Origin of the sequence: Kitasatospora sp. NBC_00315, assembly GCF_041435095.1 — a bacterium.
GTDB lineage: Bacteria > Actinomycetota > Actinomycetes > Streptomycetales > Streptomycetaceae > Kitasatospora.
Window position 1 is genome coordinate 6,454,541 of sequence record NZ_CP108025.1, and the last position, 15,420, is coordinate 6,469,960.

The 15,420-nt window shown below is 73.2% G+C and carries 12 protein-coding genes; 8 read left to right on the top strand and 4 right to left on the bottom strand.

Annotation, left to right across the window (positions count from 1 at the left end; genetic code table 11):
* Positions 1 to 371 precede the first annotated feature (371 nt).
* Positions 372 to 1,982, top strand: coding sequence for an ABC-F family ATP-binding cassette domain-containing protein (locus OG823_RS26935; RefSeq protein WP_371482533.1), 1,611 nt, complete (start codon positions 372 to 374; stop codon positions 1,980 to 1,982).
* Between the two features lie 138 nt (positions 1,983 to 2,120).
* Here the strand turns inward: OG823_RS26935 and OG823_RS26940 are convergent, their stop codons facing one another.
* Together OG823_RS26940 and OG823_RS26945 are read right to left on the bottom strand one after the other, a co-directional pair.
* Positions 2,121 to 2,534 carry a barstar family protein gene (locus OG823_RS26940; protein WP_371482535.1) on the bottom strand — a complete coding sequence of 138 codons (414 nt, stop codon included), beginning with the start codon at positions 2,532 to 2,534 and terminating at the stop codon, positions 2,121 to 2,123.
* An 84-nt stretch (positions 2,535 to 2,618) separates the two neighbouring features.
* Positions 2,619 to 3,272, bottom strand: a complete 654-nt coding sequence (locus OG823_RS26945; RefSeq protein WP_371482537.1) for a Pr6Pr family membrane protein — start codon at positions 3,270 to 3,272, stop codon at positions 2,619 to 2,621.
* A 245-nt stretch (positions 3,273 to 3,517) separates the two neighbouring features.
* Here OG823_RS26945 and OG823_RS26950 point away from each other — a divergent pair, with 245 nt between their 5' ends.
* The 4 genes from OG823_RS26950 (at position 3,518) to OG823_RS26965 (ending at position 9,372) form a co-directional block, all read left to right on the top strand.
* The gene (locus tag OG823_RS26950; protein ID WP_371482539.1) at positions 3,518 to 4,642 is read left to right on the top strand and encodes a CaiB/BaiF CoA transferase family protein; all 1,125 of its coding nucleotides are present in this window, start codon (positions 3,518 to 3,520) and stop codon (positions 4,640 to 4,642) included.
* A 68-nt stretch (positions 4,643 to 4,710) separates the two neighbouring features.
* Entirely contained in the window at positions 4,711 to 5,853 is a 1,143-nt protein-coding gene (locus tag OG823_RS26955; RefSeq protein ID WP_371482541.1) for an acyl-CoA dehydrogenase family protein, read from the top strand.
* Between the two features lie 58 nt (positions 5,854 to 5,911).
* Positions 5,912 to 7,129, top strand: a complete 1,218-nt coding sequence (locus OG823_RS26960; RefSeq protein WP_371482543.1) for an acetyl-CoA C-acetyltransferase — start codon at positions 5,912 to 5,914, stop codon at positions 7,127 to 7,129.
* Between the two features lie 41 nt (positions 7,130 to 7,170).
* Positions 7,171 to 9,372, top strand: coding sequence for a 3-hydroxyacyl-CoA dehydrogenase NAD-binding domain-containing protein (locus OG823_RS26965; protein WP_371482545.1), 2,202 nt, complete (start codon positions 7,171 to 7,173; stop codon positions 9,370 to 9,372).
* A gap of 50 nt (positions 9,373 to 9,422) precedes the next feature.
* Here the strand turns inward: OG823_RS26965 and OG823_RS26970 are convergent, their stop codons facing one another.
* Entirely contained in the window at positions 9,423 to 10,208 is a 786-nt protein-coding gene (locus tag OG823_RS26970; protein ID WP_371482546.1) for a MerR family transcriptional regulator, read from the bottom strand.
* 342 nt (positions 10,209 to 10,550) lie between these two features.
* Between OG823_RS26970 and OG823_RS26975 the strand changes: the two genes are divergently transcribed.
* Positions 10,551 to 11,300 carry a hypothetical protein gene (locus OG823_RS26975; RefSeq protein ID WP_371482548.1) on the top strand — a complete coding sequence of 250 codons (750 nt, stop codon included), beginning with the start codon at positions 10,551 to 10,553 and terminating at the stop codon, positions 11,298 to 11,300.
* A gap of 74 nt (positions 11,301 to 11,374) precedes the next feature.
* Here the strand turns inward: OG823_RS26975 and OG823_RS26980 are convergent, their stop codons facing one another.
* Positions 11,375 to 13,033, bottom strand: a complete 1,659-nt coding sequence (locus OG823_RS26980) for an LCP family protein (protein ID WP_371482550.1) — start codon at positions 13,031 to 13,033, stop codon at positions 11,375 to 11,377.
* A gap of 314 nt (positions 13,034 to 13,347) precedes the next feature.
* On the opposite strand from OG823_RS26980, the gene OG823_RS26985 reads away from it, so the two are divergent.
* Positions 13,348 to 14,643, top strand: a complete 1,296-nt coding sequence (locus tag OG823_RS26985; protein ID WP_371482551.1) for a DUF3533 domain-containing protein — start codon at positions 13,348 to 13,350, stop codon at positions 14,641 to 14,643.
* A gap of 66 nt (positions 14,644 to 14,709) precedes the next feature.
* Positions 14,710 to 15,396 (top strand): TetR/AcrR family transcriptional regulator, encoded by a 687-nt coding sequence (locus tag OG823_RS26990; protein WP_371482553.1) that lies wholly within the window; start codon positions 14,710 to 14,712, stop codon positions 15,394 to 15,396.
* Positions 15,397 to 15,420 lie beyond the last annotated feature (24 nt).

Genomic DNA, 15,420 nt, shown 5'->3' on the forward strand with positions numbered 1-15,420 from the left:
AGTCTCCCATGTCGGGTCGGTGCCGACGGCAGCCACCCCCCGGCTCACCGGCGGGGCGCGTGTGCGGGGCGCGTGCGGCCCGGGCGGGACGAAAGTCCGTTGCGCGCCCGTGGCGGCGCCCTTAGCGTGGAATCCGACACCCGCCAGAACAGGAGAAGGCCGTTGCTCCACTGAGGTCCCGAGACACCGCCCCCCGCGCCGATCGAGCGCGGCGCGCGAGCGTGCGACCTCAGTGCTGAACCGCAGCGGCAGGCCGGCCCCGTAGGGCCGGGCCGCCCCTCGCCGGGTTCCCCCGCACCCCCGCACCCGCCCCGCGGTGTCTCCCGTGTTGCTACCTCCCCCCCCCCAGCAACCATTCCGGGAGACCATCCATGGCTCATCCGACCACCACCTCCGTACTCTGCACCGACCTCGGCTTCGAGTGGCCCGACGGCAGCGGCGTCTTCGACGGGCTCCACCTGGCGATCGGTCCCGGGCGCACCGGCCTGATCGGCCTCAACGGCGCCGGCAAGTCCACGCTGCTGCGGCTGCTCGCCGGTGAACTCACCCCCACCCGGGGTACCGTGCGCACCGTCGGCGAACTCGGCCACCTCCCGCAGGGGCTGACGCTCGACACCACCCTGCGGGTGGACGAGGCACTGGGCGTCCGGGCCACCCGCGAAGCGCTGCACGCCATCGAGGCCGGCGACCCCGACACCCGCCACTACGACGCGGTCGGTGACGACTGGGACGTCGAGGAACGCGCCCGCGCCACCCTCGACCGGCTCGGTCTCACCCGGTTGGAGCTCGACCGAACCACCGGTGAACTCTCGGGCGGTGAAGCCGTGTTGCTGCGTCTGGCGGCCCTGCTGCTGCGCCGCCCGGACGTGCTGCTGCTGGACGAGCCCACCAACAACCTCGACCTCGCGGCCCGGGAGCGGCTCTACGAGACGGTCGCGTCCTGGGGCGGGGTCATGGTGATCGTCAGTCACGACCGCGAACTCCTCCAGCACGTCGACCAGATCGCCGACCTGCGCGACGGCGCCGTCACCTGGTACGGCGGCAACTTCGCCGCGTACGAGCACACGGTGGCGGCCCAGCAGGAGACGGCGGAGCGGCTGGTCCGCACGGCCGAGGCCGACGTCCAGCGCCAGAAGCGGGACCTGGTCGACTCCAGGACCAGGCAGGAGCGCAGCGCCGGCTACGGAAAGAAGCGCGCCGTCACCCGCAACGACCCGAAGATCTTCGCGGGCAAGTTCAAACGCCAGAACCAGGAGACCACCGGGCGCCTCCAGGGCATCCACACCGAGCGGCTCGACGAGGCGAGGCAGCGGCTCAGCGCCGCCGAGGAGGCCGTCCGCGACGACGCCGAGATCCGCGTGGACCTGCCCCGGACGGCGGTCCCCGCCGGGCGCACGGTGCTCTCCCTCGACCGGGTCCGGCTGCCGTACGGCGTCACCGCGGACCTGGAGGTGCGCGGCGCCGAGCGGATCGCACTCGTCGGCCGCAACGGCTCCGGCAAGACGACCCTGCTGCGCACCATCGCGGGTGAGGTCGCCGCACAGGCGGGGGAGATCAGCACGCCGGTACCGCTGCGCCACCTCCCGCAGCGGCTCGACCTGCTGGACGACACCCTGAGCGTGGCCGACAACGTCAAGGCCTTCGCCCCCGGTGCCGGGGACAACGCGATCCGGGCCCGGCTGGCCCGCTTCCTGTTCCGTGGCGCCAAGGCCGAACAGCTCGCGGCCACCCTCTCCGGTGGCGAGCGGTTCCGGGCGACGCTCGCCGCCCTGCTGCTCGCCGACCCGCCGCCCCAGCTGCTGCTGCTCGACGAGCCGACCAACAACCTCGACCTCGCCAGCGTCCGCCAGCTCACCCAGGCCCTCGCCGCGTACGAGGGAGCCCTCCTGGTGGCCAGCCACGACCTGCCGTTCCTGCGGGGTCTGGGCATCACCCGCTGGCTGGAGCTGGACGGGGGGCTGCGGACGGTCGAGCCGATGTGACGGGCCGGGCGGCGGTGACGGGCTGTGGCGATGTGACGGGCCGGGCGGCGGTGACGGGCCGGGCCGGTGCGCGGGGTCGGGCCGCTCCGGCCCCGCGCGCCGATCCGCCGGGAGACGCGGTCCGGCCGGCCCGGGGGATCATCGGATCAGCAGCAGGTTGAAGGCCACGGCCGGGCGGTCCGGCCGGCGGCTCCAGGAGCGTCCGGTGCCGTCCATCAGGCCCAGGAACAGCTTCAGCTCGTCCGGTTCGTCGGCCAGCAACTGCCCGGCGTCCGCGACCACGACCAGGTAGTGCCGGCTCGGCATCCAGGAGAGGTCCCGCACGCACTCGTGGAAGGCCGCCCAGTTCCACCCGAAGTGGACCGGGAAGCGCAGGGCGCGGGCGAACTCCTCGAACACCCCCTGGCTGTCGCGCATCCGCGCGCCGTCCAGGTGGGCGACGTAGCAGGTGCCCGGCGGCGGGAGCGGCCAGTGGGGCCGGGTCGCGGATCCGTCGTCGACGCGGTGGATCCACGGCGCTGTCCCGCTCCAGACATCCGGTTCGTCCGGCATGGCACCCTCCGACGCTCCCGACCAGGAGCCGGGGGTGGCGCACTGCTCCGTCACTCCCGGCCGCGTGCCCCCACGGTAGCGCTGCTACGCCTCGACGGGGGCCGGCCGGAGCCTGCCCGCGACCAGGGTGCCGAGCCGGTCCAGGCCGACCACGACGGCCGCGAGGACCACGAACTCGACGGTGAGCAGCGCGATCTGGCCCCACACGTAGCCGTAGCCCTTGGTGGTCGGGTCGAAGAAGAAGTACGGGTACGGGGTCGGGTAGTTGGAGAACAGCGCCGCGCGGGCCATCACGACTCCCGCGTATCCGAGCGGGAAGGCCAGCCAGAGCGGGATGTCACGCCAGTGCGAGGCGTTGCGCGGACGCAGGGTCAGCCAGTCGATGATCACCATCACCGGCGTGACGTAGTGCAGGAAGAAGGACGACCAGTGCTGCAGCCGGTCCGGGCCGTCGAAGAGCCCGGGCAGCGGGTTCGCGCCGTGCTCCAGCAGGATGTGCGAGACCAGGCCGGTGATCAGGATGTACAGCGTGACGGCGCCGCGCAGCCGGGGCGCGGGGGCGTCGACGGTCCCGCGCCGCTTCATCCAGTAGACCGCGCCGGCGAAGTAGCCCACGACGAACACGTTGCTCTGGACGGTGAAGTAGACCAGGGAGGCGGTGCCGAGGGTGATGCCCGTCGCCGCCGAGATCACGATGGCCAGGCGCCACCAGAGCGCGGGTCGGGTCCAGATCGGCATGCTGTCACCTGTTCTCTTCGGGGCCGTGGGGCACCGCGTCGGGGAGTGGGGCGTCGTGGTCGTCGCACTCTACTGACTGGTAGGAGTGCGGGGGAACACTCGTGCCCACGGCGGGTGGCGACCCGGTGGCCCGGTGTGGAAACCGGCCGGAGAAGCATGGAGCGTCGGCCTTGTTACTGGCCGGTCGCTTATCTATCATCGCGAGTGTGACAGCTTCACTGTCAAACCTAGCGAAGGGGCAGCCGGTGGCCAGCACGCCCGATCCCGGTCCGCTCGCCGGCGTACGCGTGGTGGAACTGGCCGGTATCGGCCCCGGGCCGTTCGCCGCCATGCTCCTCGCCGACCTGGGCGCCGACGTCGTCCGGGTCGACCGCCCCGGGCCGTCCCCGCTCGGCACCGAGCCGGCGTACGACGTGACCAACCGCAACAAGCGCTCCGTCCTGATCGACCTGAAGGCCCCCGGTGGACCCGCTCTGGTGCTCGACCTGGTCGAGCGCGCCCACCTGCTGATCGAGGGCAACCGCCCGGGGGTCGCCGAGCGGCTCGGCGTGGGCCCCGAAACCTGCCTCGCCCGCAATCCGGCCCTGGTCTACGGCCGGATGACCGGCTGGGGCCAGGACGGCCCGCTCGCCCCCCGGGCCGGCCACGACATCGGCTACGCCGCGGTGGCGGGCGTGCTCGGCCTGATCGGCGAGCCCGACCGGCCGCCGGCCATCCCCGCGAACCTGCTCGGCGACTACGCGGGCGGCTCGCTCTACCTCGTGGTCGGACTGCTCGCCGCGCTGCACCACGCCCGCGAGAGCGGAGCCGGCCAGGTGGTCGACGCGGCCGTCGTGGACGGCGCCGCTCATCTCACCTCGATGCTCTGGGGCCTGCTCGCCGCCGGCCACTGGCAGGACCGGCGCGGCGTCAACCTGCTCGACGGGGGCGCGCCCTGCTACGCCGTGTACGAGTCGTCCGACGGCGGCCACCTCGCGGTCGGGGCCCTGGAGCCGCAGTTCTACGCCGAGTTCGCCGAGCTGCTGGGCCTCGGGGCGGACGCCCCCGGCCAGTTCGACGTCGCCCGCTGGCCGGAGCTGCGGGCCAGGATCGCCACCCGGTTCGCCGCCCGCACGCTGGCCGAGTGGACGGCGGTCTTCGACGGCACCGACGCCTGCGTGGAGCCGGTCCTGACGCTCCGTCAGTCCGCCCGGCATCCGCACCTGGTGGCACGCGGCACCTACACCGAGGTCGACGGCATCACCCAGCCCGCCCCCGCCCCCCGGTTCTCCGCCACCCCGGGCACCCTGCGCCGGCCCCCCGCCCGACCGGGCGCCGACACCGCCGAGGTCGCCCGCGACTGGGGCGTCCCCGGCCTGCGGCCCCGCTGACCGGCCGACCCCGGCTCCCCGGCCCGGGCGCTCCGGGCCCGCCGACGTTCCCCCGAGAGGACTTCGCAGTGCAGCGAGACATCTACACCGAGGAGCACGAGGCCTTCCGGGAGACCGTCAGGGCCTTCCTGGGCAAGGAGGTGCTGCCGCACCACGACCGCTGGGAGCGGGCCGGCATCGTCGACCGCTCCGCGTGGACGGCCGCCGGCGCCCAGGGCCTGCTCGGCCTCGCCGTACCGCAGGAGTACGGCGGCGGTGGCAGCGACGACTTCCGCTACAGCGCCGTCCTCGCCGAGGAGTTCACCCGGGCCGGCGCCTCCGGCCTGGCGATCGGCCTGCACAACGACATCATCGGCCCCTACCTCACGTCACTGGCGGACGAGGAGCAGCGCCGGCGCTGGCTGCCGGGATTCTGCAGCGGCGAGATCGTCACCGCCATCGCCATGACCGAGCCGGGCGCCGGCTCCGACCTCCAGGGCATCCGCACCCACGCGGTGGACCAGGGGGACCACTACCTGCTCAACGGCTCCAAGACCTTCATCTCCAACGGCATCATCTCGGACCTGGTCGTGGTGGTGGCGAGGACCACCCCCGAGGGCGGCGCGCACGGGCTCAGCCTGCTCGTGGTGGAGCGCGGGACGCCCGGCTTCGAGCGTGGCCGCAACCTCGACAAGATCGGCCAGAAGGCCCAGGACACCGCCGAGTTGTTCTTCAACGACGTCCGGGTGCCGAAGTCCAACCTGCTGGGGGAGGAGAACGGGGCCTTCGTCTCGCTGATGCGCAACCTCGCCCAGGAGCGCCTGGCGATCGCGGTCGCCGCGATCGCCGCCGCCGAGCACCTGGTGGAGATCACCACCGCGTACGTGAAACAGCGCGAGGCGTTCGGCCGTCCGCTCGCCAGGCTCCAGCACGTCCGCTTCGAGATCGCCGAGCTGGCCACCGAGTGCGCCGTCACCCGCGCGTTCGTCGACCGCTGCATCACCGAGCACAACCGCTTCGCCCTCACGCCGGTGGACGCCTCGATGGCGAAGTGGTGGGCCACCGAACTGCAGAAGCGCACCGCCGACCGCTGCCTCCAACTGCACGGAGGCTACGGCTACATGAGTGAGTTCCCGGTCGCCAAGGCGTTCACCGACGGCCGGATCCAGACCATCTACGGCGGCACCACCGAGATCATGAAAGAGATCATCGGCCGTTCCCTGCTCGGCTGAGGCCCCCGGCCGCGGCCCCGACCACCTTGCCCCGAAACCCCCTCGAAAGGCACCCACCGTGACCACCGAAGCGTACGTCTACGACGCTGTCCGCACCCCGCGCGGCCGGGGCAAGGCCACCGGCTCGCTGCACGGCACCAAGCCGATCGACCTGGTGGTCGGCCTGATCCACGAGCTGCGCCGCCGCTTCCCCGGCCTCGACCCGGCCGCGGTCGACGACATCGTGCTCGGTGTGGTCAGCCCGATCGGCGACCAGGGCTCCGACATCGCGCGGGTCGCCGCGATCGCGGCCGGCCTGCCCGACACCGTCGCCGGCGTCCAGGAGAACCGCTTCTGCGCCTCCGGGCTCGAGGCCGTCAACATGGCCGCCGCCAAGGTCCGTTCGGGCTGGGAGGATCTGATCCTGGCCGGCGGCGTCGAGTCGATGTCGCGGGTCCCGATGGGCTCCGACGGCGGCGCGTGGGCGATGGACCCGATGACCAGCTACGAGACGCGCTTCGTTCCGCAGGGCATCGGCGCCGACCTGATCGCCACCGTCGAGGGCTTCTCCCGCACCGACGTGGACGCCTACGCGGCCGAGTCGCAGGCCCGCGCCGCCAAGGCCTGGGCGGACGGCCTCTTCGAGCGCTCCGTGGTCCCGGTCAGGGACCGCAACGGACTGGTCGTCCTGGACCACGACGAGTTCATCCGCCCCGGCACCACGGTGGAGTCGCTGGCGGCCCTCAAGCCCTCCTTCGCCGGCATCGGCGAGGCGGGCGGCTTCGACGCCGTCGCCCTGCAGAAGTACCACTGGGTCGAGCAGATCGACCACGTGCACCACGCGGGCAACTCCTCCGGCATCGTCGACGGCGCCGCCCTGGTCGCCATCGGCTCCGCCGAGATCGGCGAGCGGTACGGGCTGCGCCCACGGGCCAGGATCGTCTCGGCCGCCGTCTCCGGCTCCGAGCCGACCATCATGCTCACCGGTCCCGCCCCGGCCACCCGCAAGGCCCTCGCCAAGGCCGGTCTGACCGCCGCCGACATCGACCTGGTGGAGATCAACGAGGCGTTCGCCGCCGTCGTCCTGCGCTTCATGCGTGAACTGGGCTTCCGGCACGACCAGGTGAACGTCAACGGCGGCGCCATCGCGCTCGGCCACCCGCTCGGCGCCACCGGCGCGATGATCCTCGGCACCCTCCTCGACGAGCTGGAGCGCCGGGAGCTGCGCTACGGCCTGGCGACCCTCTGCGTGGGCGGCGGTATGGGCATCGCCACCATCGTCGAGCGCCTCGCCTGATCCCCCTTCCGGCTTCCCGATCGGCTTCTGGAGAACCTCACATGTCCGAATCGCACCTGTCCGAGACGGCCCGCCCGCAGGGGGGCACCCCCGCCATCCGCTGGGAGCAGGGCCGGGACGGCGTCGTCACGCTCGTCCTGGACGACCCGGCGCAGTCCGTGAACACCATGAACGACGCCTTCCGGGACGCCTTCGCGGACGTCGTCGCCCGGCTCGCCGACGACGAGGGCCTGCGCGGCGTGATCATCACCTCGGCGAAGAAGACCTTCTTCGCCGGCGGCGACCTGCGACTGCTCTCCACCGTCGGGCCCGAGCGGGCGGCCGACTTCCTCGAGGCGTCGATGGCGTTGAAGCGCGCGCTGCGCCGGCTGGAGACGCTCGGCAAGCCGGTGGTGGCCGCGATCAACGGCAGCGCGCTCGGCGGCGGCCTCGAACTCGCCCTCGCCTGCCACCACCGCATCGCCCTGGAGGCGCCCGGCAGCAAGCTCGGCCTGCCCGAGGTCACCCTCGGGCTGCTCCCCGGCGGCGGGGGTGTGGTCCGTACCGTCCGGCTGCTCGGCATCACCGACGCGCTGCTCAAGGTGCTGCTGCAGGGCCGCCAGTACCGGCCCGCGCAGGCGCTGGAGATCGGCCTGGTGCACGAACTCGCCGCCACCCCGGAGGAGATGCTCGCCAAGGCGCACGCCTGGATCGCGGCCAACCCGACGGCGCAGCAGCCCTGGGACGTCAAGGGCCACCGGATCCCCGGCGGCACCCCGTCCACCCCGGCCTTCGCCGCCAACCTGCCCGCCTTCCCCGGCAACCTGCGCAAGCAGCTGGCCGGCGCGCCCTACCCGGCGCCGCGCAACATCCTGGCCGCCGCGGTGGAGAGCGCCCAGGTGGACGTCGACACCGCGATGGCGATCGAGGCCCGCTACTTCACCGAGCTGGTCTGCGGGCAGACCGCCAAGAACATGATCCAGGCGCTCTTCTTCGACATGAACGCCGTCAACTCCGGTGCGGGGCGCCCCAAGGACGTCCCGAAGCGCGAGGTGCGCCGGGTCGCGGTGCTGGGCGCCGGCATGATGGGCGCCGGCATCGCGTACTCCTGCGCCAGGGCGGGTCTCGACGTCCTGCTGAAGGACGTCAGCCGGGAGGCCGCCGAGCGCGGAAAGTCCTACTCCGCCGGACTCCTGGACAAGGCGGTGGCGCGCGGGCGTTCCACCCCGGCCCAGCGCGAGGAACTGCTCGCCCGGATCACCCCGACCGCCGACGCGGCCGACCTGGCGGGCGTCGACGTGGTGATCGAGGCCGTGTTCGAGAACCCGGAGCTCAAGCACAAGGTGTTCCAGGAGGTGCAACAGGTGGTGGCGCCGGACGCGCTGCTCTGCTCCAACACCTCCACCCTGCCGATCGGCCTGCTCGCGGAGGGCGTCGAGCGCCGGGCGGACTTCATCGGCCTGCACTTCTTCTCGCCGGTGGACAGGATGCCGCTGGTGGAGATCATCCGCGGGCCGGAGACCGGCGACGAGGCCCTGGCCCGCGCCTTCGACCTGGTCCGGCTGATCGGCAAGACGCCGATCGTGGTGAACGACTCGCGCGGCTTCTTCACCTCGCGGGTGATCGGCCAGTTCATCAACGAGGGTGTCGCCATGGTCGGAGAGGGCCTGGACCCGGTCTCGGTCGAGCAGGCCGCCGCCCAGGCCGGCTACCCCGCCAAGGTGCTCTCGCTGCTGGACGAGCTGACCCTCACCCTGCCGCGCAAGATCCGCAACGAGGCGCGTCGGGCGATCGAGGAGGCCGGCGGCAGCTGGGCCCCGCACCCCGGTGACGTGGTGATGGACCGGATGCTCGACGAGTTCGGCCGCCCCGGCCGCAGTGGCGGCGCCGGTTTCTACGAGTACGAGGAAGGCCGCCGTACCCGGCTCTGGCCGGGGCTGCGTGAGCACTTCACACGGGCGGACGCGCGGATCCCGTTCGAGGACATGAAGGAGCGGATGCTCTTCGCCGAGGCACTGGATTCGGTGCGTTGCCTGGAGGAGGGCGTGCTCACCTCGGTCGCGGACGCCAACGTCGGCTCGATCCTCGGGATCGGCTTCCCGGCCTGGACGGGCGGTGTGCTGCAGTACATCAACGGATACCAGGGCGGCCTGCCCGGATTCACCGCCCGGGCCCGCGAGTTGGCGGCCGCCTACGGCGAGCGGTTCGCGCCGCCGGCGCTGCTGGAGCGGCTGGCCGCCGAGGGCGGCCGCTTCGGGGACTGACGGCGGGACGGGCGCCCGCGCCCTCGGGCCGCCCGCGCCGCGTACGGGGCTCAGCCCTCGTGCGCGGCGCCGTCCACCGGTGTGGTCGGGCCGCCCGGCCGGGCGCCCTCGCCGTTCGGTCCGCCGCCCAACTCCTCGCGCAGCGAACGCTGGAAGGCCGTCACGAGGGCCTGGGCGATCATCGGCTGGATGTGGTCGGTGAGCTCCTTCATCCGCTCCAGTTCGGCCGGCTCCGGGCCGCTCTCCCGGTAGGGGCGCCAGACCGTCTCGCGGAACAGCCGGTGCAGCTCGTGCGCGGTCGCCCGGCTGTGCCGCAGCACCACCGCGCGGGCGGCCACCAACGTCTCCAGCGGGATCGGCACGTCCAGCACCCGGACCCCGAGCGGCAGCAGTCCCGGGTCGACCCGGAACACGTCCGGGTCCGCCGTCCGGGCCAGGGCGCCCATCGCGGCGAGCCGGGCCAGATGGGTCTCCGACAGGGCCCGGCCGGCCCGGCGCTCCAGCTGGGCCCGGGTGCTCTCCTCGGCGGCCTCCGGTGTCCAGGAGGCGACCAGGGCCCGGTGGATCGCGAGGTCCAGCGAGCTCATGCCCTCCGGCAGTTGGGCCAGGTAGCGCTCGATCGCGGCCAGCGTCAGGCCCTGCCGCTGCAGTTCCTCGATCAGCTCCAGCCGGTCCAGGTGCTCCGCCCCGTACAGGCCGACCCGGCGGGCCCCCAGCTCGGGCGGGGGCAGCAGGCCCTTGCTGCTGTAGAAGCGCAGCGTGCGGACGGTGACGCCGGCCCGGGCGGCCAGTTCGTCGACGGTCAGCCGCAGCGGCGCGGCGGGTGTGGCGGTCATCGCGTGGTGCCTCCGCTGCTGGTGGGCCGGACGGGACAGTCCTGGTGTGACAGTAGCAGTGGGACGCTCCGTGCAGCCGAGGTCGCAGGGGCTCGGGCCCTGATGCCCATACACCTTCCTGTTGCTCGATGCGGCCTGTTTGGCAAACCTTTCACATGATCAGGCAAAGACTCCCGCAGATCTCTTGTCGTCCGGGCGTCGATCGGGTGGGATGCGCGAGTCCTACTGCCGTCTCGACCGGGGCCGCGCCCCGTACGGGCCGCCCTGATCCGAGGGCAGCCCCTTGGGCGTTCCGGACGATCCGGTCCGCCAGGCATTCGAACATCGAGGTCGAAGCACATCATGCGTCTGATATCCCCCGCCGCCGGCCTGCTCGCCGTCGCGGTGCTCCCGCTGGCGCTGACGGCCTGTTCCCCCACCGCCCCGAAGGCCGCCGCGCCGGCCGCCGCACCCGCCGCCGACGCGCAGACGCCCTCCGCCGCCGTTTCTGCCTCGCCCACCGAGGCAGACGCCAACGCCGGTCTGCTGACGGGCACGCAGCTCAAGGCGGCGCTGGCGCCCGCCTCGTACTTCGCCGCCGGCTTCACGGCCGACCCCGCGGACGCCCGTGACACCGGGGACACCTACGAGCTGCCGGCCGCCGCCGACGTGCCCACCCCCGACTGCACCAAGCTGGGCGGGACCTCCTGGACGGCCGTCACCGGCATCTCCGGGGTGTCGTTGGCGCAGAACGCCTACGTGAACAAGAACTCCTCCGACGAGCTCGCCCAGGAGATCGACGTCTACCGCGGTACGACCGCCGAGACCGTGCTCGGCGCGCTGGGCAAGCTCTCCAAGGCGTGCCCGAGTTTCTCCGACGCGCAGACCAGCAGCAAGGTCACGGTCACCGAGAAGGCGGTGGCCGGGCTCGGCGACGGGGCCTGGGCGATCACCGAGACCAGCCCCGCCTGGAAGGGCGGCACCACCCTGGTGGCGGCCCGGGTGGGCACCTCCGTGGTGACGGTGCTGGCCAGCAGCAGCACGGACAAGGGCGTGGCCGGTGCCACGAAGCTGGCGACCCGGCTGGTGGGCGCCCTCAAGGGCAAGGGCTGACCGGCGCGCGTTCCCGCGACCCGGTGACGGGAGTGCCCCCGAGCCGACGGCTCGGGGGCACTCCCGTCACCGGGTCAGTAGGTGTAGCGCCCGTGCTGGGGTACGACGTCCATGCAGTTCCGGTCGTCGGCGGCGGTGTCGGCCGTCACCGAGGTCGGCAGCGCGGTCGGCGCGGCCCCGGCGGTCGGCGTCCCCGCAGCGCCGAAGGTGGTGCCACCGGGCCAGTCCGAGCCGACCACCAGAGCGAGCGCCGTGCTCTCGCCGGCCGGCCTGAGTGCGCTGTCCGGCAGCCCCAGCGCGGCGGCCACCGCCTGCGCCTGCGGGAGCCGGCCGCTGCCGTACGTGAGCGTGGTGGCGGCGCGGGTGCCCCCGGTGGCGACGGTGGCGGCCTGGGTGAAACCGGCCCCGGCCAGCGCGTCCCTCACCTCGGTGGCCCGGTTCGGGCCACCGGTGGCGTTCTGGACGGTCACCGCGATGCCGTCCCTGGCCGGTCCCTGCGGCGCCTCGGCGGACGGTGTCGCCGCCCCGGTGGGCGAGGCGGTGGGCGAGGCGCCGGCGGCGGCCCGGCCCTTGCCGTCCAGCGGGGTGTCGGTGAGCAGCATCTTCCAGATGTCGCCGGTGTCGGGCTCCTGCATGACCACCCGGTTCGTGTCCTTCGGGTCCTCCAGCGTCGGCACGGTCAGCGTGGTGGTGCGCTCGGCGGGTATCGACTTGAGCTCGTCGCCGAGGTCGTAGAGCTTCCTCACGTCGGCGATCGAGTGGTCGACGCTCAGCGACCTGGTGGCGGCCTCGGCGAGCCGCATCAGCTCGCCCGGGTCGGTCAGCGAGCCGTTGCTCTTGAGTTGGCGCATCAGTGAAGCGAGGTACAGGTGCTGGGCCTTGGTGCGCCCGAGGTCCGATCCCCAGGCGTCGCGGACCCGCAGCCACTGCAGGGCGTCCTGGCCCTTGAGGGGGTGGGTGCCGGCGGGCACCTTGAGGCCGGTGCCGCCGACGCCCGGGATCTGACGGTCGTACATGTTCATGGTGACGCAGACCGGTACGCCGCCGACCGCGTCGGCCATGGTCACGACGCCCGCGAAGTCGACCATCATGTAGTGGTCGATCGCCAGGCCGGTGAGGGCGATCCAGGTGCCCACCACGCAGCCGGGGCCGCCCCGGGCGAGTGCCTCGTTGATCTGGATCCGCTTCTGCGCGGGGTAGTCCTGCTTGCCGTCCTCGCTGTGGCAGGCGGGCATGGCGACCATGGTGTCGCGCGGGATGCTGATCATCGAGGCGTTCTGGCGGTCGGCCGATATGTGCAGCAGCATCTGGACGTCGGCGAGGCCGGGCCGGTCGGCGTCGGCGGAGCTCCCGCCGAGGGCGACGTCGGCGGCGGAGCCGCGGCTGTCGGTGCCGATCAGCAGGATGTTCAGCGGGGTCTGCCCGGCGGCGTTCGGTGCGCTCCTCGCGCCCTGGGCGTCGCTGAGGTTGTTGCTGCCGGCGTGCAGATTCCCGTTCAGGTGGCGGTAGTACAGGTAGAGGCTGCCGCAGCCGGCGACCAGCGTCAGGACCAGCGCCAGCGCCACCGGCAGCAGCCGGCGGCGCAGCCTCGTCCGGCGCCGTCCGCCGTCGGCCCGGTCGCCGGCACCGGTCCGCGCGCCGGGCAACGCCCCCGGGCCGGTGGCGGAGGGACCGCCGGCGCTCGGAACGGTCTCGCTCGGGTGGCCGGCCATCGGCTCGGCGCTGCGGGTCATCGCGGTCGCCCCGCCTCTCCTCGTCGGGCCCCGGGGGGCTGAACAACGGGGAACCTACCCGACATCGCCAACCGGACACGAATTTGTTACATCATCAGAACGGTCCGCTGAAGGCCAGGTCGAACGGGTCGGCGGACCGGGGTGTACGACGGTGACGGCTCCCGGTGACGGCTCCCGGCGCCGGCGCCCGCCGTGGCGCCGGGCGCCGCGAACGGGGGAAGCCCCCGGGCGTGCGGGGCGAGGCGCACCCACGGGACGGGGCCGGCCGGTTACGTTCGGGCGGGGGCCGACCGACCGATACTCCCGGGAGAGTGATGACCTCGAACCAGCCTGCGGGTGGTGTGCGGGCCCGGCAGGTGCTGCGCAACCCCAAGGTCTGGGCCTTTCCGACGGTCATCGTCGGAGTCCTGGCCCTGCTGCTGTCGCTGCTCTACATGGGCGGCATCATCAACCCGCGCACGGATCTGCACCGGCTGCCGATCGGGCTGGTCAACTCCGACCAGGGGGCCACCGTGGCCGGGCAGTCGCAGAACCTCGGCGCGCAGATCACGGCCGGTATCCTCGCCGCGCCGGACCCGCAGGGGCAGGTCTCCTGGCGGTTGCTCGACCGTGCGACGGCCGACGAGCAGCTCGGCTCGGCCAAGCTCGCCGGCGCGCTGGAGGTCCCGGCGGGCTTCACCGCCGCCGTCGCCGCACTGGGCGCCCCGGCCCAACAGGCGCCCGCCAGACCGACGATGACCGTGCTCACCAATCCCGGGGTGGGCAGCCTGGCCTCCTCGCTGGCCTCCTCGATCTCCCAGGCGGCGGCCCAGCAGGCCTCGGTGGGGCTCGGCATGTCGCTGACCTCGCAGGCCCGGGCCACGCCCCCGGTCGACGGCGCGACCATCGCGGCGCAGCTCCAGCTGGCCGACCCGATCACGGTGGTGGTCCAGGTGGGCCATCCCATCGGCCCGCACAGCGGCCTGGGGCTGACGGCGTTCTACTACACGCTGCTGCTGGTGCTCTGCGGGTTCCTCGGGGCGAACATCATCAGCAACGGGGTCGACGTCGCGCTCGGCTACGCGGCCAGCGAGCTGGGGCCGCTGCGCACCCAGCGTCCACTGGTCCCGATCAGCCGGACCAGGACGCTCGCCGTCACCAGCGTGATGTCCGTCGTGCTCTCGCTGCTGACGTCCAGTCTGGTGATGCTCTCGACCGTGGTGATCCTGGGCATGGACGCCTCGCACCTCCCGTTGCTCTGGGTCTTCTCGGTCTGCGCCAGCGCGGCGGTGGGGCTCGGGGTGCAGGCGCTGGTCGCCGCGTTCGGCGGTATCGGGCAGCTGGTCAGCATGTTCATCTTCATCGCCCTGTCGCTGCCCTCCTCCGGGGCGACCATCCCGTTGCAGGCGCTGCCGACCTTCTACCGGGGGCTGGCGGTGTTCGAGCCGATGCGCCAGCTCAGCGACGGGGTGCGGTCGATCCTGTACTTCGAGGCGCAGGCGGACGCGGGGCTGACCCGGGCCTGGATCATGATCGCGATCGGGACGGTCGGGGCGCTGGTCTTCGGCTTCGCGATGACCTCCTACTACGACCGCAAGGGCCTGCACCGGGTCCACCCCGAGGCGAGCTGACCGGCCGATTATGTCTCGCCGGGACTCATGTCCCACTGGGACATTATCGGGTGTACGGTGGGCGGCGTGAGCATCGAGAGAGCCGAGGAAGCCCCCGAGGGGCGGCGCGACCGCAAGGCGCGCCGCACCCGGGAGTCGCTGGCCGCCGCCGCCCTGCAGCTGGTGCTGGAGCGGGGCCCGGCCGCGGTCTCCGTCGAGGACGTCACCGATCTGGCCGACGTCTCCCGGCGCACCTTCAGCCGGTACTTCCCCTCCCGGGAGGACGCCGTACTGGACTGCCTGCGGGCCGACTTCGCCCGGATCAACGCGGCTCTCGCCGCCCGCCCCGCCGCCGAGAGCCCGCTGACCGCGTACCGCGCGGCCCTGCGGGTCTGGCTGCGGGACGAGCAGGATCCGGCCTGGCACCGGCGCCCTGGCGTGCGGGAGCTGTTCGGCCTGATCGCCGAGGAGCCCTCGCTGACCGCCGCCTACCGGCGGATCTGCGTCGACGAGGAGGAGGCGTCCATCCGGATCGCCGCCGCGCGCCTGGGCCTGGACGCCGAGTACGACCTGCGGCCGGCCGTGGCGGTCGGCCTCGGCGTCGCGGCGCTCCAGGCGGCGGCCCGCGCCTGGGTGCGGCATCCCGTCGGCGCCTCGTCGGGTGAGACCCCCGATCTGCCCGACCTGCTGGAGCGGGCCTTCGACCTGCTCGCCGCCGAGCCGCCCCCCGACGGCCCGTCCGCTCGACCGCACCCCTCGGGCGCCCACCCCTAGAGCTCGGGCGCCCACCCCTAGAGC

Coding starts and splice junctions, on each gene's coding strand:
- OG823_RS26985 (WP_371482551.1), top strand. CDS start 13,348: ATGACCTCGAACCAGCCTGCGGGTGGTGTGCGGGCCCGGCAGGTGCTG.
- OG823_RS26975 (WP_371482548.1), top strand. CDS start 10,551: ATGCGTCTGATATCCCCCGCCGCCGGCCTGCTCGCCGTCGCGGTGCTC.
- OG823_RS26965 (WP_371482545.1), top strand. CDS start 7,171: ATGTCCGAATCGCACCTGTCCGAGACGGCCCGCCCGCAGGGGGGCACC.
- OG823_RS26940 (WP_371482535.1), bottom strand. CDS start 2,534: ATGCCGGACGAACCGGATGTCTGGAGCGGGACAGCGCCGTGGATCCAC.
- OG823_RS26980 (WP_371482550.1), bottom strand. CDS start 13,033: ATGACCCGCAGCGCCGAGCCGATGGCCGGCCACCCGAGCGAGACCGTT.
- OG823_RS26935 (WP_371482533.1), top strand. CDS start 372: ATGGCTCATCCGACCACCACCTCCGTACTCTGCACCGACCTCGGCTTC.
- OG823_RS26945 (WP_371482537.1), bottom strand. CDS start 3,272: ATGCCGATCTGGACCCGACCCGCGCTCTGGTGGCGCCTGGCCATCGTG.
- OG823_RS26970 (WP_371482546.1), bottom strand. CDS start 10,208: ATGACCGCCACACCCGCCGCGCCGCTGCGGCTGACCGTCGACGAACTG.